Raw genomic sequence first — 20,109 nt, forward strand, 5'->3', positions numbered from 1 at the left:
ACCTGCCAGAAACAGGAGGCACCATGCGTGCATTGAGCAAAATCCAGGACCTTATCAAGCGCAAGGGACTGCGCAACATCCTGACCACGGCGTTCCGTCACTACGTGTTCTACCATTGGGAACTGTTGTGGATGGAGCGCGACCTGGAAAGCCCGGTGCCGCCGCACCGGCTCAAACCCTACCCACCGCTGCGGGTGGAGACCATCACCGTGCATAACGTCGGCGCCTTCGCCCGGCACTTCGGCGACCGCGTCGAGACCATGCGCGAGCTGGCCGCCGAGGGCCACACCGGGCTGATGTTCCTCGACGGTGAAAACGACGCAGTGGCGTTTATCTGGGGCAGCAGCCGGCACTACCACGACCGGCACTTCTACGGCTGCTGGTTCCCGGTGGGGCCAGGCGAGTTCTTCGAGTTCGGCGGCGAGTTGATCCGCAAGTACTGGGGCACGGAACTGTCGGTGGACCTGCAACTGGCGCTGTGGAAGGCCATGGCCGTCCAGGGCTGCGACAAGGTGGTGGATGTCTGCGAGCAGCACAACGTCCCCGCGCTCAAGCTGCACCTGCGCATGGGCTACAAGGAGCAAGGACGGATCATGAACGTGTATTGCCTGTTCGGTCGCTGGAAGTTCTACCGCGAAACCCGCTACACCCAATCGCGCCTCGAGCCGCTGCGCAAACCCGCGGCCGAAGGCGCCACGGCTGCGGCGTCCTGAGCCCATGGCCTTGCAACTGAGCTGGTGCGCCTCGCTGCGCACCGACCCCTTCCCCGCTGCCGCCTACGAGGCGCTGCGCCAGCGCGTGGCCGGCAGCACCCCCTTCAACCACCTGGGTTGGCTGTGCGCCGCCGAGGCGGCGCTGCAACCCGGCCAACACTTGCAGGTGCTGCTCGGCCACCTCGATGGCCGGCTGTGCCTGTGCCTGCCGCTGGTGCGCGAGCGCCAGCCGTTCGGCCCGCTGAACGTACCGGTGGTGCGCCACCTGGGCTACCCGTTGAGCGACCGCATCGCCCTGCTGCTGGACCTGCCCGCGCATTATGCCGGCCAGGTGCTGCGGGCGATTCGCAAGCACCTGCCGCACGCCCTCCTGCAACTGAGCGAAGTGCCCGGTGCCGATGACGATTGGCTGCGCCAATGGGCAACGGCCAGCTCCACCTACGAGCGCCACCTGACCTGCCGGGTGCCGGTGCATCGCATCAGTGAGCTGGACCGCCAGGAAGTCAGCGGCGACCCACGCTACAAGCTGCGCCGCGCCCGCAAGCGGATCGCCGCCTGCGGCGCGGTGGTGCGCCGGGTGATCGCCACGCCGCAGAACATCACGGCCCTGCTCGATGCGATCAGCGCCGTCGAGGCGGTGAGCTGGAAAGGTGACGACGAGGTCGGCATCTTCAGCGGCGAACAGCGCCGCCAATGGATGTACCACGCCTTCACCGCCCTGGCCCGCGATGGCCTGGTGTGCCTGGTGCTGCTGGAGCTCGAGGGCGTGTGCATCAGCTACCGCCTGGGGCTGCTCGAACGCGGCCGGGTGTACGACTACAACCTGGCCTTCGCCCCCGAATACCGCGACCTGGGCAGTGGCCGAGTGCTGCTCGAAGAGTTCATTCACTGGGGCCTCGAGGAAGGCTGGAAGTGGGTCGACGCCTCACGCGTGAGCCTGACCAACTCCAGCCACCAGCTTCATGAGCGGCAGACCGGCCAGGTCGAGCAATGGCGCCTGAGCTGCTACAGCTGGCGCCCCGACGGCATCGCCCTGGGCCTGGCCCAGCGTGGCTGGCATTGGCTCAAGCCACGCCTGCGCAAGGGCCGCGCCGAGGCCTCGGCCAACGCCGAACCCACCCCCCCACAGGAGCGCCCGGATGCCATCCCAGGTCATAGTCAACGCTGACGATTTCGGTTTGAGCGTGCACACCAACGCTGTGATCCTGCACGCCTTCCAGGCCGGGCTGATCAGCTCGGCCACGGCCATGGCCAACATGCCGGCCTTCGCCGCCGCCTGCGTGCTGGCCCAGCAGCCGGCGCTGCGCGGGCGTGTGGGGCTCCATTTCAACCTGACCTACGGGCGGCCGCTGAGCCAGGCGATCCTCGCCGAGCCGCGTTTTTGCACGCCCCATGGCGAGTTCGAACTCAAGCTCAAGCGTCGCGCCCTGCGGCTGTCGCGGCGTGAGCGGGTGGCGGTGGCACAAGAATTGGAGGCGCAGTGGAAGCAGTGCCTGGACCACGGGCTGATGCCCAGCCACCTGGACTCGCACCAGCATGTGCACAACATCTGGCCGATAGGCGAGATCGTCGCGCGCTTCGCACGCCAGCAGGGTGTGCCCGTGCGTCTGGCGCGAAACCTGGGGCACAACATCGGCCCGATGAAGCGCCTGTTCAAGACGCTGTTGAACCGGCGCCTGCGTCAGTTGAGCGGGGCCACGGCGGATTACGTGTGCACGCCAGCGGACCTGAAGGCAGGCCTGGCGCCGCGCGAGGGGGTGCTGGAGGTGGTCGCGCACCCCAGCGCGCTCGGCGGGCATGATTTTGGCGATGCCTACCTGGAGCGTGGGGAGTCGCTGAAATCGTTGATCGATGCCCGTCTGGAGGATGTTCCGCGGGTGGGTTACGCCACTGCGCTGTAAATACCGGGCCCTCTCGCGGGGCAAGCCCGCGAGAGGGCCGACACATCCCCCGCACACCCCACCTGCCACAAATCTGCAGCCACCCCCTGCAGATTTGCCGATTGTGCCAGGCAAATACGCATGGCAGGATCCTCCGATCCTCCAGCGCATTTCCAGACTTCACTTGGAAAATCAATAACAAAGCAGGGAGACCGCGATGACCGCGCAAGCTCACCCCCAGGCCACGGACCACGTCCTGGCCACTGTCCGCAACCACATCGGCCACCTCACCCTCAACCGCCCCGCCGGCCTCAACGCCCTCACCCTCGACATGGTGCGCAGCCTGCAGCGCCACCTCGACACCTGGGCCGACGACCCACAGGTGCATGCCGTGGTGCTGCGCGGCGAAGGCCCGAAGGGCTTCTGCGCCGGCGGCGACATCCGCTCGCTGCACGACAGCTTCAAGGCCGGCGAGCGCCTGCATGAGGATTTCTTCGTCGAGGAGTACGCCCTCGACCTGCACATCCACCGCTACCGCAAACCCGTGCTGGCGTTGATGGACGGTTTCACCCTTGGCGGCGGCATGGGGCTGGCCCAAGGCGCGGACCTGCGCATCGTCACCGAACGCAGCCGCCTGGGCATGCCGGAAGTCGGCATTGGCTATTTCCCCGATGTCGGCGGCAGCTACTTCCTGCCCCGGGTGCCGGGTGAGCTGGGCATCTACCTGGGTGTCAGCGGTGCGCAGATCCAGGCGGCCGATGCCTTGTACTGCGGCCTCGCCGACTGGTACCTGGCCAGCGACCAACTCGCCGCGCTGGACGAGGGCCTGGACCACCTGAGCTTCGGCGACCATCCGCTCAAGGACTTGCAAGGCCTGCTCGCCAAGCTAGGTACCCAAGCGCTCGATGACGCCCCGCTGGCCCGCCTGCGCCCGGTGATCGATCACTTCTTCGCCCTGCCCGACGTGCCCAGCATCATCGAGCAACTGCGCGCGGTGAGCATCGGTGACAGCCACGCCTGGGCGCTGGCCACCGCCGACCAGCTGGAAACCCGCTCGCCCCTGGCCATGGCGGTTACCCTGGAGATGCTGCGGCGCGGGCGCCATGCCAGCCTCGAGGCGTGCTTCGCCATGGAGCTGCACCTGGACCGCCAGTGGTTCGCCCACGGCGACATCATCGAGGGCGTGCGCGCCCTGATCATCGACAAGGACAAGCAGCCACGCTGGAACCCGCCGACCCTGGCCGGGCTGTCGCGCCAGCGGGTCGAGCAATTCTTCGAAGGCCTGTGAGCCCGGGAGTACACAGCATGCAAGACCTGGAACTGAGCGAAGAACAGATCATGATCCGCGACATGGCCCGCGATTTCGCCCGTGGCGAGATCGCCCCCCATGCCCAGGCCTGGGAGAAGGCCGCGTGGATCGACGATGGCGTGGTGCGCAAGATGGGTGAGCTGGGCCTGCTCGGCATGGTGGTGCCGGAAGACTTCGGCGGCAGCTACACCGACTACGTCGCCTACGCCCTGGCGGTCGAGGAGATCTCCGCCGGCGACGGTGCCACCGGGGCGCTGATGAGCATCCACAACTCGGTCGGCTGCGGCCCGCTGCTGGCCTACGGCACGCCAGAGCAGCAGCAGGCCTGGCTGCCACGCCTGGCCAGCGGCGAGGTGATCGGCTGCTTCTGCCTGACCGAGCCGCAGGCCGGCTCCGAAGCGCACAACCTGCGCACCCGCGCCGAGCGGGTCGGTGGCGAGTGGGTGATCAACGGCGCCAAGCAGTTCGTCAGCAACGCCCGCCGCGCGGGCTTGGCGATCGTCTTCGCGGTCACCGACCCGGACCTGGGCAAGAAAGGCCTGTCGGCCTTCCTGGTGCCCACCGACAACCCCGGGTTCAAGGTCGACCGCAGCGAACACAAGATGGGCATCCGCGCCTCCGACACCTGCGCGGTCACCCTGGACGACTGCCGCATCCCGGCCGCCAACCTGCTCGGCGAACGCGGCAAGGGCCTGGCCATCGCCCTGTCCAACCTCGAAGGCGGGCGCATCGGCATCGCCGCGCAAGCCCTGGGGATCGCCCGCGCGGCGTTCGAGGCGGCGCTGGCGTATTCGCGCGACCGGGTGCAGTTCGGCAAGCCGATCAACGAGCACCAGAGCATCGCCAATTTGCTCGCCGACATGCAGGTGCAGGTCAATGCCGCGCGCTTGCTGATCCTGCATGCCGCACGCCTGCGCAGTGCTGGCAAGCCGTGCCTGTCGGAAGCCTCGCAGGCCAAGCTGTTTGCCTCGGAGATGGCCGAGCGGGTGTGCTCGATGGCGATCCAGGTGCACGGCGGGTATGGGTATCTGGAGGATTATCCGGTGGAGAAGTATTACCGGGATGCGCGGATCACGCAGATCTACGAGGGGTCGAGCGAGATCCAGCGCATGCTGATCGCACGCGAGCTCAAGCACTATTCGCTGTAGCGCCGCACAGGCACGCCCCTGAAGTTCGAACGACGCGCAAGGCGTGGTCATCTCAGGGGCTGCAAGCGCGAAGCGTGCGCTTCGGTTTTATTAGAGAAACTTCCTACGTAGTTATCAGACCCCATCTGATACAGCCGACTTTTTTCCAGCCGACATGACGGTTACCTGGGCATGGCGCGCATGAGGCGTGCGTGAAGCCAGGGCCGACCGATGCGAAAGGAAAAAGGATGAATCGCTTACCGTTATTTGCAGTGATCATTGGCGCAGCGTTGCCGCTAGCCAATGCCTGGGGCAATACCGTCGCGAGCGTGACGGTGAAGAACGACACCAGTACCCCGGCAGCATTCACGTATGAATATGCCTTCGGGACCTTCGACCCCGTCCCCTCGACGATATCGGGAAACGCGACATTGAGGTTCGTGCTCAACGGTGCGTCCTCTGCTTCGTCTGGAATGCGGTTCACCTACAGCGCGGGAAGCAAAAGATGCAAGTTCGAGGCTTCGCATATCACGATTCCCAACATTGGTTGGACGAAAAAAGCCACATCCACCGGGTCAGCCCGCGCGACCTGCGAGGCGAAGATTACGCGTGCCAGTGCAACCCCTCCTTATGACTACGGCGTGGAATTCACCATCCGATAACGACTCACGGACGGGTGTTGCGACAAGCTTCGCCCCCTTGATAAGGAACTGTCGAATGATAGAAACCTCACTGGCACACCTGAACAGGCTCGTAACACTGGCAACACTTTCAAGATCCCATCCAGCCCCGCCGCCTCAGCCAGTAAGCTCGCCCGCCAATGGCGAAGAGGTCGTTCTTTCCGCAGAGGGGCTGGCGCTCAGTGCCGAAGCGACACTGTCGAAAAAGCAGTTGGAAGAGAAATTTCAGCGCATCTACGGTCCCGATAACCTGCTGCTCAGGCTGCACGCGGAAGTTGCTCGATTGGGCAGGAATGCCCCCGCCCTGAGCGAGGAACCGGCGGGCGCTTCCCCGGAACGCCTGAAGCAGAGCCGCCAAGCGGCGAAATACATCGAGGGGGTGGTCAAGGCTCAGCGCCAGACCGATAACCCATTCGCCCATCTGTCACGCCAGGAAGTCGTGGCTATTCTGGAAGATGAAAGCGGCGCCTACACCTCGGTCGAACGCTATGCAGCGAGCGAAGCGGTGCGTGAATTGGACAATGCGCGCATAGGACGATTCTGGGCACGCCTGAGCCTGGACAACGACCATCGTGCGCACGTGGTCAGAACCCTCGAGTTCTTCGACAGCCTCGGTGAGCTAGAACGGATGCGCTACCCAGCCGGAACGCGCGACTTCTACGTCACCCTGCTAAACCAACCGCAACCTGGAGACGCCGATTATCAACCGCTCAAGATGCCCTCGCTGGTCGAGATTCTGAAGCAGATCGACGATGCGCAGCGCAATGGCGCAGGCGACGAGCAAGGCGCCGGAGTGCCCCCCGGGACCTGACCGTTGCAACCACCCAGGTGGCGTGCCGCCCCACTCCGGGAACGGTGCGCCATCTCGCCCCTGATCACCCCGATAGCATTTATCCATTGAACACCGGCTTCCAGGTGCAGTAAGCTCGACCCCATTCACTGGAGAGCAACATGTCGAAACACACCCGCAACCCCGCCAACATCACCGGTCGCACCATGCGCCCTGTGCTGGCCGTTGCCGGTCGTCACGCCGTTGCCAGCTTTTATTTTGGGTATTGGTTTAGCCACTAGGCGCCGCTGATACCCACACGGCGCCCACCTTCGAGGGGCCGCCGAACATGAGAATACTCAAACCCCCGGTCGGCCCCCCGACCGGGGGTTTTGTTTTTCCAGGCCTTGAACAACAGCGATTCACACTGAGGACAGATCCATGCACCACACCACCTATCCCTACGCCTATGCCTGGCGATTTAGCCAATCCCGTTCGGGCCAGCCTGCCGCCTCCGTACGGTCCATCACCGGTGGCGAAGCTGCGCACAACAATCATCCGAATACCTGTCGAACACCTCGATAGGGCCGATCGCGCGGGCCAGAGCCCGCCGTCCGCCCAGGGAAACAACGCCATGCAATCGTCCAATCTCGCTCTGCCCCTGACCCAACCCCAGGCTGCCAACACCGCCGTCAGCCAACGCCTGCCCAGCCCTCACCTGCTCAAACAGCAGATGCCGCTGCCCAGCGAACTCGCCCAGCAAGTCAATGGCCACCGCCAGGCCATCCGCGCCATCCTTGAAGGCCGCGACCCGCGTCTGCTGGTGATCGTCGGCCCCTGCTCGCTGCACGACCCGCGCTCGGCCCTGGAATACGCCGACCGCCTGGCCGCCCTCAGCCGCGAAGTCGACGACCAACTGCTGCTGGTGATGCGCGCCTACGTCGAGAAACCCCGCACCACCGTGGGTTGGAAAGGCCTGGCCTACGATCCGCACCTAGATGGCAGCGACGATATGCACGCCGGCATCGCCCTGTCGCGGGGCTTGATGCTGGGCATGCTCGAGCGTGGCCTGCCGATTGCCACCGAGTTGCTGCAACCGATGGCCGCTGGCTACTTCGACGACCTGCTGGGCTGGGCCGCGATCGGCGCGCGCACCACCGAGTCGCAGATCCACCGCGAGATGGTCAGCGGCCTGGAGCTGCCTGTCGGCTTCAAGAACGGCACCGACGGCGGGGTCGGCATCGCCTGCGACGCGATGCGCAGCGCCGCGCACCCACACCGGCATTTCGGCATGGACGCGCAAGGCTACCCGGCGATCGTCGACACACTGGGCAACCCGGACACCCACCTGGTGCTGCGCGGCGGCCACAAGGGGCCGAACTACGACGCGGACAGCATCGCCCTGGCGCGCCAGGGCCTGGCCAAGGCGGGGCTGGCGCCACGGATCATGGTCGACTGCAGCCACGCCAACAGCGGCAAGGACCCGGCGCGTCAGCCGGCGGTGTTCGAGGATGTGCTGCGACAGCGCCTGGCCGGTGACCGCTCGATCATCGGGGTGATGATCGAAGGCCACCTGTTCGAGGGGTGCCAGGCCTTGGGCAAGGGCGCGCTGAAGTACGGCGTGTCGATCACCGATGGTTGCCTGGGGTGGGCGTCGACCGAGCAACTGCTGCGCAGGGCCAGTGGTCACCCGTAAATCGCCCTATGGACTGTGCCTGGACAGTGCCCATGGCGTCACGGCGCAGGGCACGTCTAAGCCATCCCGACATTGCGTAAAACAGCATAGGCAGGTATGTATCGATGATTTTGTGGAGGCCTGAACTGCATGGGGCTATTCGTATTCGGGTCCCAGTAAGTGATAGCGCCGCCGTTGTTAGCATCCCAACTGACCCACGTGCGCTGGGGGAAGACCTGTGTGTAGACGCGCCTGAGGTCATTCCAGTGAGAGGAGTTTGTGTAGATGGCTCTTGGAGTGCGGACGGCCAAATCGATGTAACCCGTGGGGGTGAGCGCCTCAGAAAATATGTAGACCCCGAATACATTACTGACATTGACAAGGTAAGAAACGGCTTGGCCACTGGCATCTCGCACGGTAATGGTCGCATTGCCATTGCGTTCACCGGTGACCTTGCCTTGAGCCGTTACCACCGCCACCCTTTCATCGCTTGAGCTATACGTATAGGGCGCTTGCCCCCCGGTGGGCACCCGCACCGCCGTGTTGCCGATGGAGTCCAGACCCGTTCGTGGCGCCGCCAACTTGAACGCGGTGCCGTTGAGCACCATGTCACGTCGATCGATGCTCAGTGCCGGACTCACGGTCAGTGCCAGCGGGTTGGAAAACTCAAACGTTTCCTGCCCGTGGCGCTTGCGCTGATAGCGCACGATGATTTTCCGCCCAATATTGGCGAGCACCACACTGCGTGGTACATGGAAGGTCATTCTGCCGACCTGATCCACCGTCTGCGTTTCAGACACGTAACCTTGCCCCGCCACAGGACTGTCCAGTACCAGCCGCAACTGGCTCAGCGGCAACATCCCCTGGAACTCTACAAAGAAGGTAGCCCCCGGGTTGAGCGGGATCCTGGCTGGGTCGAGGGCCGCTCCCTGTGCCTCCAGCGAAACCGGCGCGCGTCGATCCCACGGCGTCGCCGCATCGGCAACGATCAGCGTTACACTGCTCGATAGCTGCACACCGGTCCTGCTCCTGACCGTGTAGAACACCTGGATAGCTTGGCGAAGGCCCGCCCTCACGACAGCCTCTGGCACGCTGAAGCTCATTGGCCAACCGCTATCAGCCTGCTGGGTTTCGGTGAATGTGGCTGCGGCTGTGCGCCCGATCCAGGTCAAGGTGACGAAATCGTCATCCTTGAGCACACCCAGTGGAATATTCACGGTAGTGCTCGGCGAACGGGGAAACAGCAGAGAGTCCTCCACCCCCCCGACCACCGGTGCAGGCAGCAGCTCGACCTGCTCGCCCACCAGCAGGTGCAAAGGCGCCGAGGACTGCCCGCCGGCCCCGGGCTGACCCACCTCGTAGCTGACCGTGAGCGTGCCACCGTTCAATCGCCCGAACTGTTCGGCGACGTAGCGGTCCATACTGCCCTGGATTGCCTCATTTTGCGAAACCCGGGCCAAGGGCACTGTCCGCTCGATTGTTCCCGACGCTGACCGCCCGCTCAGCACCAGCTGCGTGCGATCGCCCAGTGCCATCCCGGGCCAACCTATCTTGGCCGTGATCGCCTTCAGGTCATTGGGCAGTAAACCGCCACGGGCCTCATTCACACTCGGTGCCGGTAAGCGTTGCACAATGCCTTGCACCACCAGGGTTCTACGGTAAGACCGCCATACCCGCGCCCCGCCGCGGTAGACTTCGTAGCTGACTCGCAGTTGGCCGTTGGCAGCCCGGACCACATCGGCATTCGCGACCGCGACGAGACGGAAACCTGGAAAAGGCGCATCAGGTTCTCGCTGGATGACGATGTCTGGGAGAGTAACTTCGAAACGTTGCCCCTCCACCGTGGTGACTGCATATCGGAAGCGCAGTACATCGTTTAACTGAAAGATCGGTCGCATGACGTATACACGGGCGTGAAGATCCTGGCTGCCCAGATCCTCCAGAGCCAGTCTCCCCTCGACGATGACATCTCCGATAGGGATCAGCAGTTCAGGCGCCTCAGCAAGGTTTTCATCGTCAAGCTCGGGTGTCAGCAGCAACTCACCCGACCATTTCTCGGAGTAGTTTTCCACTTCGTCATGGACCCGCCACACAACCAGCACCGAGTCCAGTTCCTTGATCGGCTCCAGTTGATCCGCAGCGATCAGGAACGTCACCTGGTTGTCAACCTCACCTTCTGCAAGCGTATGGGTAAAGTAGACCCCACCCACACTCAAGGTGATCACGTCCCGTACCCGCATCAGTGGATAGGCGTCGATCGTCACCGGAATCTGTAACCCCGGGGTCAAGGCTGGCGGCAGTTCCAATAGCGCCGCATGCAACTCCGAGTGCCAGGGTTCGTTGGGACGGCGATCCGGGCCGCCGGGCAGCGTGTCCTTGTAGAACACCGTGAGCTTCCTGGACTCCTCCTGGTTCCCGGAAGGAGACCTGGTGATCCTCGCATACCATTCGCCAAAGCCCACAACTACCCGTTCAATCGGGATGTGGGCGGAAATGTCGGCCCTCGAGTCGGCCTGCTCCGGCGTTACCACCACTGTCAATACGGCAATCGGTGTGGGCGTCCCAACAAGCTGCCAGAAGACCTCGATCATGTCGCCGGCGTGCATGTTGTTATAAGCCTGCAGCGTGACGGGCAATCCCTTCGAAGGGTTCACATGCACAGCGGCACGGTTAAGCCCGAAATGCGCGCCGACCACAGGCGCGCGCGCGCCCGCCGGGAATGGTGGCAGGATGGCATTGATCTCAAAGCCCATGCTCCCAATGCCCGGTTCCAGCAGTCGGTTGAACTCGTCCACCGTCCCCAACAGCCGAGGTTTCTGCTCCGTCTCCGAGGAAGAGAACATCAGAACGCTCTCGCCATCCTCTGGCAGGTCACGGGGATCGAAGTCGCTGGGGGGAATCACGACGGGTGTCGGTGGAGTGGGGTCACTGTTTTCATCACCAAACATTTTATTGAATTCATTGAGGTCCATGGGGTATCCCACCTTGTCGTGAGCGCCGGTGCTCGCCGGTACTGTCTCGCCAGCGACGTGGCGCCACAACTGGTAAAAATGATAGGTCGAGGGCCTCAACACGCTGTCAAAAGTAAGCTTTTGGGCTACCCTGTGCCTTTTCACTCAAGGAGTTACCTCATGGCTCGCGCCACTGCCCGTCACATCCTGGTTGCCACTGAAGACAAGTGCAACGAGCTCAAGGCCCAGATCGAAGCCGGCGCCGACTTCGCCGAAATCGCCAAGGCCAACTCCACTTGCCCGTCCAGCCGCCAGGGCGGTGACCTGGGCTCGTTCGGCCCAGGCCAGATGGTCAAGGAGTTCGACACCGTGGTGTTCAGCGCGCCGGTCAACACCGTGCAAGGCCCGGTGAAGACCCAGTTCGGCTACCACCTGCTGGAAGTCACCAGCCGCCAGGACTGAGGCGTTCTTGAAGCCCCACGCCTCCCCTGTAGGAGCGGGCTTGCCCCGCGATAGGGCCAGACCAGACACCGGCTGTGTCACGGAAGGCCTTATCGCGGGGCAAGCCCGCGCCTACAGGGGGCTGCGTCGTTTGTTGGGCTGGTGCATGGCCAGCTTCTTTTCGTTGAGCGCTCACGCTGCCCCCACCCACGCCCTCACCGTCTACGGCGAAGCCCCGCGCTACCCCGCCACCTTCAAGCATTTCGACTACGTCAACCCCGATGCCCCCAAGGGCGGCACGCTGCGCCGCTCGGCCATCGAGATCGGCCAGTTCGACCATATCCTGCCCTACATCGACAAAGGCACCGGCGTCAGCGAGGTCGATGGCTGGCTGTACGCGCCGCTGGCGGTGCGCTCGTTCGACGAGCCCTACACGGTCTATGGCCTGGTCGCCCGAGGCATGGAGCGCGGCCCGGACGACGCCTGGCTGCGCTTCGAGCTCGACCCACGCGCCACCTTCGCTGACGGCAAGCCAGTGCGCGCCGAGGACGTGCGCTTCACCTTCGACACGCTGATGAATCAGGGCAGCCTGAAGTTCCGCACCCTGTTCGCCGACGTCGCCGGGGTGGTCGTGGAAAGCCCACGCAGCGTGCGCTTCGACTTCAAGCAACCCCACGGCCGTACCCTGGCGTTGGACCTGGCGACCCTGCCGGTGCTGCCCGCGCACGATTGGCAGCAGCGCGACTTCGCCAACGGCGCCGGCTTCGACAAGCCGGTGGGCAGCGGCCCGTACCGCATCGGACGGATCGACAACGGCCGCAGCATCACCTTTGAACGCGACCCGACCTGGTGGGGCAAGGACCTGCCAGCCAGCCGTGGGCGCTACAACTTCGAGAAAGTCCGCATCGAGTACTTCGGCGACACAGAAGTGGCGCGCCAGGTACTCAAAGGCGGCGGCTACGACTACAACCGCGAGTTCTCCGCCACCGCCTACACCTTGGGCTACAACGGCGCGCAACTCGACGACGGGCGCCTGCAACGCGCCCACCTGGGCCCAGCCAAGCCGCAGAACGCCCAGGGCTTCGTGTTCAACCTCGACAGGCCGGTGTTCAAGGACCGTCGCGTGCGCCAGGCGCTGGCCATGCTCTGGGACTTCGAATGGAGCAACCGGCAGATGATGCGCAATATGTACATCCGCCAGCAGAGCCTGTTCTCCAACACCCCGCTGGCCGCGCGCGCGTTGCCTGACGCACAAGAGCTGGCGCTGCTCGAGCCGCTGCGCGGCCAAGTGCCCGACGAAGTCTTCGAGCGGGTGTTCACGGCGCCGGTCACTGATGGCTCGGGGATCATCCGTGCGCAGCAGTTGCAAGCCCTGGACCTGTTGCAACAGGCTGGCTGGCGTCCGCAGGGCGACCGGCTGGTGAATGCCGAGGGCCAGCCGCTGAGGTTCACCTTCCTCAACGGCCAGTCGGGGCTGGAGCGCCTGCTGCTGCCGTGGAAGCGCAACCTGGCGCAGATCGGCGTGCAGCTGGACATCCGCAACGTCGACTCCGCCCAGTACATCAACCGCCTGATGGGCCGCGATTACGACATGATCGTCACTGGCTACCCGGTCACCCTGTCGCCGGGCTCGGAACTGTACAACTACTTCGGCTCGGCCGCCGCCAACGACCCCGGTTCGAACAACCTGATGGTGCTCAAGGACCCCGCCGTCGACCGCCTGCTCGACGGCCTGGTACGCGCCGACACCCAGGCCGGCATGCTGAGCCACGCCCATGCCCTGGACCGGGTGCTGCAATGGAACTACTACTGGATCCCCAACTACTACCCGCCGGGCAGCTCGACCGTGTGGTGGAACCGCTTCGGCCTGCCCAAGGTACAGGCCGCCTATGACGAGGCGCTGGATACCTGGTGGGAGGTCAGCCCCAGCGCGTTGACCAACGCGCAGATGGCCGAACGTCGGAAGACCACCCCATGACCGCCTATCTGCTGCGCCGCCTGCTGCTGATCATCCCGACCTTGCTGGCGATCCTGCTGGTCAACTTCGCCATCGTCCAGGCCGCCCCAGGCGGCCCGGTGGAACAGGCGGTGGCGCGCCTGCAAGGCATCGGCGGCGGTGCGCCCGGGGCGCGGGTCGAGGTGGTGCAGGGCGAGTCGCGGGCCACCCGTGGCCTGGACCCGAAGCTGATCGAGGAGATCAAGCGCCAGTACGGTTTCGACAAGAGCGCCTACGAACGCCTGTGGCTGATGCTCGGCCAGTACGCCCGGCTGGACTTCGGCCAGAGCTTCTTCCGCGGGGCCAAGGTCACCGACCTGATCCTGGAAAAGATGCCCGTCACCTTGTCACTCGGTTTCTGGGCGACGTTGATCACCTACCTGGTGTCGATCCCCCTGGGCATCCGCAAGGCGGTGCGCCACGGCAGCCGTTTCGATGCCTGGAGCAGCGGGTTGATCGTGATCGGCTACGCCCTGCCCTCGTTCCTCTTCGCCCTGCTGCTGATCGTGCTGTTCGCCGGGGGCACCTCGCTGAACTGGTTCCCGGTGCGCGGGCTGGTGTCCGAGGACTTCGACCAACTGAGCCTGCTGGGCAAGGTCGCCGACTACTTCTGGCACCTGGTGCTGCCGGTCGGCGCCCTGGTGATCGGCGGCTTCGCCACCTTGACCCTGCTGACCAAGAACGCCTTCCTCGACGAGATCGCCCGGCAATACGTGGTCACCGCCCGGGCCAAGGGTCTGAGCCAGCGGCGCGTGCTGTACGGCCACGTGCTGCGCAACGCCATGCTGGTGGTGCTGGCCGGCCTGCCCCAGGCGCTGATCACGGTGTTCTTCGCCGGTTCACTGCTGATCGAGGTGATCTTCTCCCTCGATGGCCTGGGACGCATGAGCTACGAGGCGGCAGTGTCGCGTGACTATCCGGTGGTGTTCGGCACGTTGTTCATCTTCACCCTGGCGGGCCTGTTGATCCGCTTGATCGGTGACCTTTCCTATACCCTGCTCGATCCACGCATCGACTTCGACGCGAGGGCCCACTGATGCTCTCACCGATCGCCCGTCGCCGCCTGCAACGCTTTCGCCACAACCGTCGTGGCTGGTTCTCGCTGTGGTTGTTCGCCGGTTTGCTACTGCTAAGCCTGGGCGCGGAACTGGTGGCCAACGACAAGCCTCTGCTGCTCGGTTACCAGGGCGAGCTTTACGTGCCGGCGCTCAAGCGCTACACCGAACAGCAGTTCGGCGGCCAGTTGCCGTTCCAGCCCGACTACCGCAGCGCCTACGTGCGCCAGCTGATCGAGGGCCAGGGCGGCTGGATGCTGTTCGCACCAATCCCATTCAGCGCCGACACCCCCAACTACGACTTGCAGGTGCCCACCCCCAGCCCGCCGAGCGCGAGTAACTGGCTGGGCACCGACGACCAGGGCCGCGACGTGCTGGCGCGGGTGCTGTATGGCACGCGGGTGTCACTGCTGTTCGCCTTTGCCCTCACGCTGGTCAGCGTGCTGATCGGCGTGGCCGCCGGCGCCCTGCAGGGCTACCACGGCGGTTGGGTCGACCTGCTCGGGCAGCGCGTGCTGGAGGTGTGGTCGGGGTTGCCGGTGCTGTACTTGCTGATCATTCTCTCGGGTTTCGTCGAGCCGGATTTCTGGTGGCTGCTGGGGATCATGGCGCTGTTTTCCTGGCTCACCCTGGTGGACGTGGTGCGCGCCGAGTTCCTGCGTGGACGCAACCTGGAGTACGTCAAGGCCGCCCGAGCGCTGGGCCTGGCGGATGGCCAGGTGATGCTGCGGCATATCTTGCCCAACGCCATGAATGCCACGCTGACCTTCATTCCGTTCATGCTCACCGGCGCGATCACCACCCTCACGGCGCTCGACTTCCTGGGCTTCGGCATGCCTGCCGGGAGTGCCTCGCTGGGTGAGCTGGTGACCCAGGGCAAGCAGCACCTGGAAGCGCCGTGGCTGGGCTTCACCGCGTTCTTCGCGTTGGCGTTGATCCTGTCGCTGCTGGTGTTCATCGGCGACGGGCTGCGCGAGGCATTCGACCCACGGCGCTAGCCGCCCTCTGTAGGCGCGGGCTTGCCCCGCGATAGGGCCGGCCCAGACACCCACATTCCCCAACAGGCCCCCATGCACGAAAACGACAGCCTCAAGGACTACCCCCAGGTCCGCCAACTGGCGATCCGCTCGCTGTTCGAGATCATCGAACAGTCCAGCGAAGGCACGATCATCGTCGACCGCCAGGCGCGCATCGTCTGGATGAACGAGCGCTACGCACGCCGCTTTGGCCTGGCCGACGCGGCCAGTGCCATCGGCCAGCCCTGCGAGGCGGTGATCCCCGGCAGCCTGATGCGTGAAGTGGTGAGCAACGGCAAGCCGATCCTGCTGGACATGCTCGACACCGCCAACGACCCGCTGGTGGTGATGCGCCTGCCGATCCATGACGACCAAGGCGCGCTGCTCGGCGCCATCGGCTTCGCTTTGTTCGACGAGCTGCGCAGCCTCTCGCCTTTGCTCAAGCGCTATTCGAGCATGCAGCAGGAGCTGGCCTCGACCCGCTCGCAACTGCGTGCGCGCCAGGCCCGCTACAGCTTCGCCCAGTTCGTCGGCACCAGCCCCGCGTGCCTTGAGGCCAAACGCCGTGGTCGGCGTGGCGCGGCCAGCGACTCGCCGGTACTGCTGCTGGGCGAGACAGGCACCGGCAAGGAACTGCTGGCCCATGCCATCCACGCCGCCTCTGCGCGGGCGCACAAGGCCTTCGTCAGCATCAACAGCGCGGCGATTCCCGAAACCCTGTTGGAGGCCGAGTTCTTCGGCACCGCCCCCGGCGCCTTCACCGGCGCCGAGCGCAAGGGCCGCAGCGGCAAGCTGCAACTGGCCGAGGGTGGCACGCTGTTCCTCGACGAGATCGGCGACATGCCACTGGCCCTGCAGGGCAAGCTGCTGCGCGTGTTGCAAGAGAAGGAGTACGAGCCCGTCGGCTCCAACCAGATGCTGCGCAGCGACGTGCGCATCATCGCCGCCACGTCCATCGACCTGCAGGCGGCCATGGCCCGCGGGGCGTTTCGCGCCGACCTGTACTACCGGCTGAACGTGCTGCCGATCGAAGTGCCGCCGCTGCGCGAGCGCCTCGAAGACCTGCCGGCGTTGTGCGAGGCGATCCTCGCCGAGCTGGGCAGCCAGTACGAACTGGAGCCTGAAGCCCAGGCCTTGCTGGGGCGCCATGCCTGGCCGGGGAACATTCGCGAGCTGCGCAACGTGCTGGAGCGCGCGACGTTGCTGGCGGATCAGCCGCGCTTGACGCTGGCGGACCTGCGTTCGGCGCTGGGGCCGGTGACCCTGGCAGAGCCCCAGGCCGCTCGGCCGAACTATCGGCAAGCCTGCGAGCAGTTCGAGCGGCAGTTGATCGCCGAGGTGCTGGCCGAGCAGGCGGGGAATGTGCCACAAGCGGCGAAGGTACTGGGGTTGGGCCGTTCGACGTTGTACAAGAAGATGGTCGCGCTGGGGCTTTCGTCTCTATAGTGAGACTTCTGTTTCCGAATCGAGAGCAGGCGAAGGCTACGCGGGGAAAGCCCGCTCCTACAGGTGTTTCCAGTGACCTTCAGACCGGCGTGGGGCCTATGGGAGGGGACTTGCCCCGCGATGACCAGAGCACCGATCTCCGAACAGAGACGCCGCCTTTCAGAAATCCTATAAAACCCATATAAATCAGCACCTTAAAACATGGCACGATTCCCGCTATCACTCCTGCACCGATAACAACAAGACTCACCCAGGAGATCCCCCCAGATGACCGTGCTCATCGCCCTCGCCGCCCTGGCGCTGCTGATGCTCGCCGCCTACCGCGGCTACAGCGTGATCCTCTTCGCCCCCATCGCCGCCCTCGGCGCCGTGCTGCTCACCGACCCCTCTGCCGTAGCGCCCGCCTTCACCGGCGTGTTCATGGAAAAGATGGTCGGCTTCATCAAGCTCTACTTCCCGGTGTTCCTGCTCGGCGCGGTGTTCGGCAAGCTGATCGAGCTGTCGGGCTTCTCGCGCTCGATCGTCGCTGCCGCCATCCGCCTGCTCGGCACCCGCCAGGCCATGCTGGTGATCGTGCTGGTCTGCGCCCTGCTCACCTACGGTGGCGTATCGCTGTTCGTGGTGGTGTTCGCGGTGTACCCGTTCGCCGCCGAGATGTTCCGTCAGAGCGACATTCCAAAGCGCCTGATCCCGGCGACCATCGCCCTGGGTGCGTTCTCCTTCACCATGGACGCCCTGCCCGGCACCCCGCAGATCCAGAACATCATCCCCAGCACCTTCTTCAATACCACCGCCTGGGCCGCGCCCTGGCTCGGGCTGATCGGCACCGTGTTCGTGTTCTGCGCCGGCATGCTCTACCTGCAACGCCAGCGCAACAAGGCCCAGCGCACGGGCGAAGGCTACGGCACGGACCTGCGCAACGAGCCGGAGACCGCCGCCGACCTGAGCCTGCCCAACCCCTGGCTGGCCCTGGCGCCGCTGGTGCTGGTGGGGGTGATGAACCTGCTGTTCACCCACTGGATTCCGCAGTGGTACGGCGCCAGCCACAGCCTGCAACTGCCGGGCATGAGCGCGCCGGTGCAGAGCGACGTGGCCAAGCTCACGGCGATCTGGGCGGTGCAGGCGGCCCTGCTGGTGGGCATCCTGATGGTGCTGGTGTGCGCCTTCGGCGCTATCCGTCAGCGCCTGGCAGAAGGCACCAAGAGTGCGGTGAGTGGCGCCCTGCTGGCGGCGATGAACACCGCCTCGGAATACGGTTTCGGCGCGGTGATCGCCTCGCTGCCGGGTTTCCTGGTGCTGGCCGATGCACTGCGCGCGATCCCCAACCCGTTGGTCAACGAGGCGGTCACCGTGACCCTGCTGGCCGGCATCACCGGTTCCGCCTCCGGCGGCATGAGCATCGCCCTGGCGGCCATGAGCGAGAGCTTCATCGCCGCCGCCCACGCCGCCAACATCCCCCTGGAGGTGCTGCACCGGGTAGCCGCCATGGCCAGCGGCGGCATGGACACCCTGCCGCACAACGGCGCGGTGATCACCCTGTTGGCGGTCACCGGGTTGACCCATCGCGAGGCCTACAAGGACATTTTCGGTATTACCCTGATCAAGACCCTGGCGGTGTTCGTGGTCATCGCCACCTTCTACGCCACCGGCATCGTCTAAGGAGCTGTGCATGAATCTCAAAGGCAAGACGGCACTCGTCACCGGGTCCACCAGTGGCATCGGCCTGGGCATCGCCCAGGTGCTGGCCGGAGCGGGCGCGGACATCCTGCTCAACGGCTTCGGCGACCCCGCCCCAGCCCTCGCGGATATCGCCCGGCATGGGGTGAAGGTGCTGCACCACCCGGCGGACCTGAGCGATGTGGCGCAGATCGAAGCGCTGTTCGCCCTGGCCGAGCGTGAGTTCGGCGGGGTCGACATCCTGGTGAGCAACGCCGGCATCCAGCATGTGGCGCCCGTGGAGCAGTTCCCGGTGGAAAGTTGGGACAAGATCATCGCCCTGAACCTTTCGGCGGTGTTCCACGGCACCCGCTTGGCCCTGCCCGGCATGCGCGCACGCGGCTGGGGGCGGATCGTCAACATCGCCTCGGTGCATGGGTTGGTCGGCTCCACCGGCAAGGCTGCCTACGTGGCGGCCAAGCACGGGGTGATCGGGCTGACCAAGGTGGTGGGCCTGGAGACCGCCACCAGCAACGTCACCTGCAACGCCCTCTGCCCCGGCTGGGTGCTGACGCCCCTGGTGCAGAAGCAGATCGACGACCGCGCGGCGGGTGGCGACCCAACCCAGGCACAACACGACCTGCTGGCCGAGAAGCAGCCGTCGCTGGCCTTCGTGACTCCCCAGCACCTGGGCGAACTGGTACTGTTCCTGTGCAGCGAGGCCGGCAGCCAGGTCCGCGGCGCCGCCTGGAATGTCGACGGCGGCTGGCTGGCCCAGTAAGCGTTCCCATACCCGCAAGGAGGCAACATGCACCCAATGACCCTGACAGTCCTGCTCACCCTCGTCGCCAGCGCTCCGGCGTTGGCCGCCGAACTCAAGGACGTCGCGCCCTACCCCAAGGCCGACAAGGGCTTCACCCGCCAGGTCATCCACTTGCCGGCGCAGCCCGACGAGTCGGCGCGCAAGCTGGAGATCCTCGCCGGCAAGACCCAGTGGGTGGACTGCAATCACCACCACCTGGGCGGCAGCCTGCAAGAACACACCCTGCAGGGGTGGGGCTACAGCTACTACCGCCTGGACAAGGTCGGCGGCGGCGCCAGCACGCTGATGGGCTGCCTGGATGACAAGAAGACCGAGGCCTTCGTGCCGGTGGTCGGCGAAGGCTTCCTGCTGCGCTATAACAGCAAGCTGCCAGTGGTGCTGTACGTACCCGAAGGCGTGGAGGTGCGCTACCGGGTGTGGTCGGCGTCGGACGACGTGCAAACGGCTACAGTTGAATAAAGGCACCTAAGCCTCTCCTGTGGAGCGGCGATCCGACTTGCCCCGCGATAGGTCCGCCAGCGGCACCGCTGTTGCCTGGCCGGACGCAATCGCGGGGCAAGCCCGCCCCCACA

General features: G+C 65.2%; 17 protein-coding genes. 16 read left to right on the forward strand and 1 reads right to left on the reverse strand.

All coding sequences use genetic code 11. From position 1 onward, the window contains the following. The first annotated feature begins 23 nt into the window (after positions 1 to 23). The 8 genes from P0Y43_RS19855 (at position 24) to P0Y43_RS19890 (ending at position 8,174) form a co-directional block, all read left to right on the forward strand. Positions 24 to 713 carry an N-acetyltransferase gene (locus tag P0Y43_RS19855; RefSeq protein WP_275638966.1) on the forward strand — a complete coding sequence of 230 codons (690 nt, stop codon included), beginning with the start codon at positions 24 to 26 and terminating at the stop codon, positions 711 to 713. A 4-nt stretch (positions 714 to 717) separates the two neighbouring features. Then, positions 718 to 1,881, forward strand: coding sequence for a GNAT family N-acetyltransferase (locus tag P0Y43_RS19860; RefSeq protein ID WP_275638967.1), 1,164 nt, complete (start codon positions 718 to 720; stop codon positions 1,879 to 1,881). After that, positions 1,853 to 2,614: a ChbG/HpnK family deacetylase gene (locus P0Y43_RS19865; RefSeq protein WP_275638968.1), complete on the forward strand. Its 762-nt coding sequence runs from the start codon at positions 1,853 to 1,855 to the stop codon at positions 2,612 to 2,614. The genes P0Y43_RS19860 and P0Y43_RS19865 overlap by 29 nt, the downstream gene beginning before the upstream one ends. A 196-nt stretch (positions 2,615 to 2,810) precedes the next feature. Then, entirely contained in the window at positions 2,811 to 3,881 is a 1,071-nt protein-coding gene (locus tag P0Y43_RS19870; RefSeq protein WP_275638969.1) for an enoyl-CoA hydratase/isomerase family protein, read from the forward strand. Positions 3,882 to 3,898: 17 nt separating this feature from the next. Further along, a complete protein-coding gene (locus tag P0Y43_RS19875; protein WP_275638970.1) occupies positions 3,899 to 5,050 on the forward strand; it encodes an acyl-CoA dehydrogenase family protein in 1,152 nt (383 codons plus the stop codon). 227 nt (positions 5,051 to 5,277) lie between these two features. Continuing rightward, a complete protein-coding gene (locus P0Y43_RS19880) occupies positions 5,278 to 5,691 on the forward strand; it encodes a hypothetical protein (RefSeq protein ID WP_275638971.1) in 414 nt (137 codons plus the stop codon). A 55-nt stretch (positions 5,692 to 5,746) separates the two neighbouring features. Next, complete coding sequence (locus tag P0Y43_RS19885) at positions 5,747 to 6,520, forward strand: hypothetical protein (RefSeq protein WP_275638972.1); 774 nt, start codon at positions 5,747 to 5,749, stop codon at positions 6,518 to 6,520. 592 nt (positions 6,521 to 7,112) lie between these two features. After that, positions 7,113 to 8,174 (forward strand): 3-deoxy-7-phosphoheptulonate synthase, encoded by a 1,062-nt coding sequence (locus P0Y43_RS19890; protein WP_275638973.1) that lies wholly within the window; start codon positions 7,113 to 7,115, stop codon positions 8,172 to 8,174. Between the two features lie 56 nt (positions 8,175 to 8,230). Here P0Y43_RS19890 and P0Y43_RS19895 read toward each other — a convergent pair whose 3' ends face one another. Further along, on the reverse strand, positions 8,231 to 11,125 hold the full coding sequence (locus P0Y43_RS19895) for an Ig-like domain-containing protein (protein ID WP_275638974.1): 2,895 nt from the start codon (positions 11,123 to 11,125) through the stop codon (positions 8,231 to 8,233). Positions 11,126 to 11,284: 159 nt separating this feature from the next. Between P0Y43_RS19895 and P0Y43_RS19900 the strand changes: the two genes are divergently transcribed. From P0Y43_RS19900 to eco, 8 genes are all read left to right on the forward strand, one after another. Then, entirely contained in the window at positions 11,285 to 11,566 is a 282-nt protein-coding gene (locus P0Y43_RS19900; protein ID WP_054884552.1) for a peptidylprolyl isomerase, read from the forward strand. A gap of 145 nt (positions 11,567 to 11,711) precedes the next feature. Beyond that, positions 11,712 to 13,523, forward strand: coding sequence for an extracellular solute-binding protein (locus P0Y43_RS19905; RefSeq protein WP_275638975.1), 1,812 nt, complete (start codon positions 11,712 to 11,714; stop codon positions 13,521 to 13,523). Beyond that, on the forward strand, positions 13,520 to 14,578 hold the full coding sequence (locus P0Y43_RS19910; protein ID WP_275638976.1) for a microcin C ABC transporter permease YejB: 1,059 nt from the start codon (positions 13,520 to 13,522) through the stop codon (positions 14,576 to 14,578). Before P0Y43_RS19905 ends, P0Y43_RS19910 begins: the two co-directional genes overlap by 4 nt. Next, positions 14,578 to 15,594 (forward strand): ABC transporter permease, encoded by a 1,017-nt coding sequence (locus P0Y43_RS19915; RefSeq protein ID WP_275638977.1) that lies wholly within the window; start codon positions 14,578 to 14,580, stop codon positions 15,592 to 15,594. Before P0Y43_RS19910 ends, P0Y43_RS19915 begins: the two co-directional genes overlap by 1 nt. A 72-nt stretch (positions 15,595 to 15,666) precedes the next feature. Continuing rightward, complete coding sequence (locus P0Y43_RS19920) at positions 15,667 to 17,058, forward strand: sigma-54 interaction domain-containing protein (protein ID WP_275638978.1); 1,392 nt, start codon at positions 15,667 to 15,669, stop codon at positions 17,056 to 17,058. 267 nt (positions 17,059 to 17,325) lie between these two features. Continuing rightward, positions 17,326 to 18,717 carry a GntP family permease gene (locus tag P0Y43_RS19925; protein WP_275638979.1) on the forward strand — a complete coding sequence of 464 codons (1,392 nt, stop codon included), beginning with the start codon at positions 17,326 to 17,328 and terminating at the stop codon, positions 18,715 to 18,717. A 10-nt stretch (positions 18,718 to 18,727) separates the two neighbouring features. Beyond that, positions 18,728 to 19,495 (forward strand): 3-hydroxybutyrate dehydrogenase, encoded by a 768-nt coding sequence (gene hbdH, locus P0Y43_RS19930; protein WP_275638980.1) that lies wholly within the window; start codon positions 18,728 to 18,730, stop codon positions 19,493 to 19,495. 27 nt (positions 19,496 to 19,522) lie between these two features. Then, positions 19,523 to 19,996 carry a serine protease inhibitor ecotin gene (gene eco, locus P0Y43_RS19935; protein ID WP_430540265.1) on the forward strand — a complete coding sequence of 158 codons (474 nt, stop codon included), beginning with the start codon at positions 19,523 to 19,525 and terminating at the stop codon, positions 19,994 to 19,996. The last annotated feature ends 113 nt before the right edge of the window (positions 19,997 to 20,109 follow it).

The organism is Pseudomonas entomophila, from assembly GCF_029193575.1.
Taxonomy (GTDB): Bacteria; Pseudomonadota; Gammaproteobacteria; order Pseudomonadales; family Pseudomonadaceae; genus Aquipseudomonas; species Aquipseudomonas entomophila_G.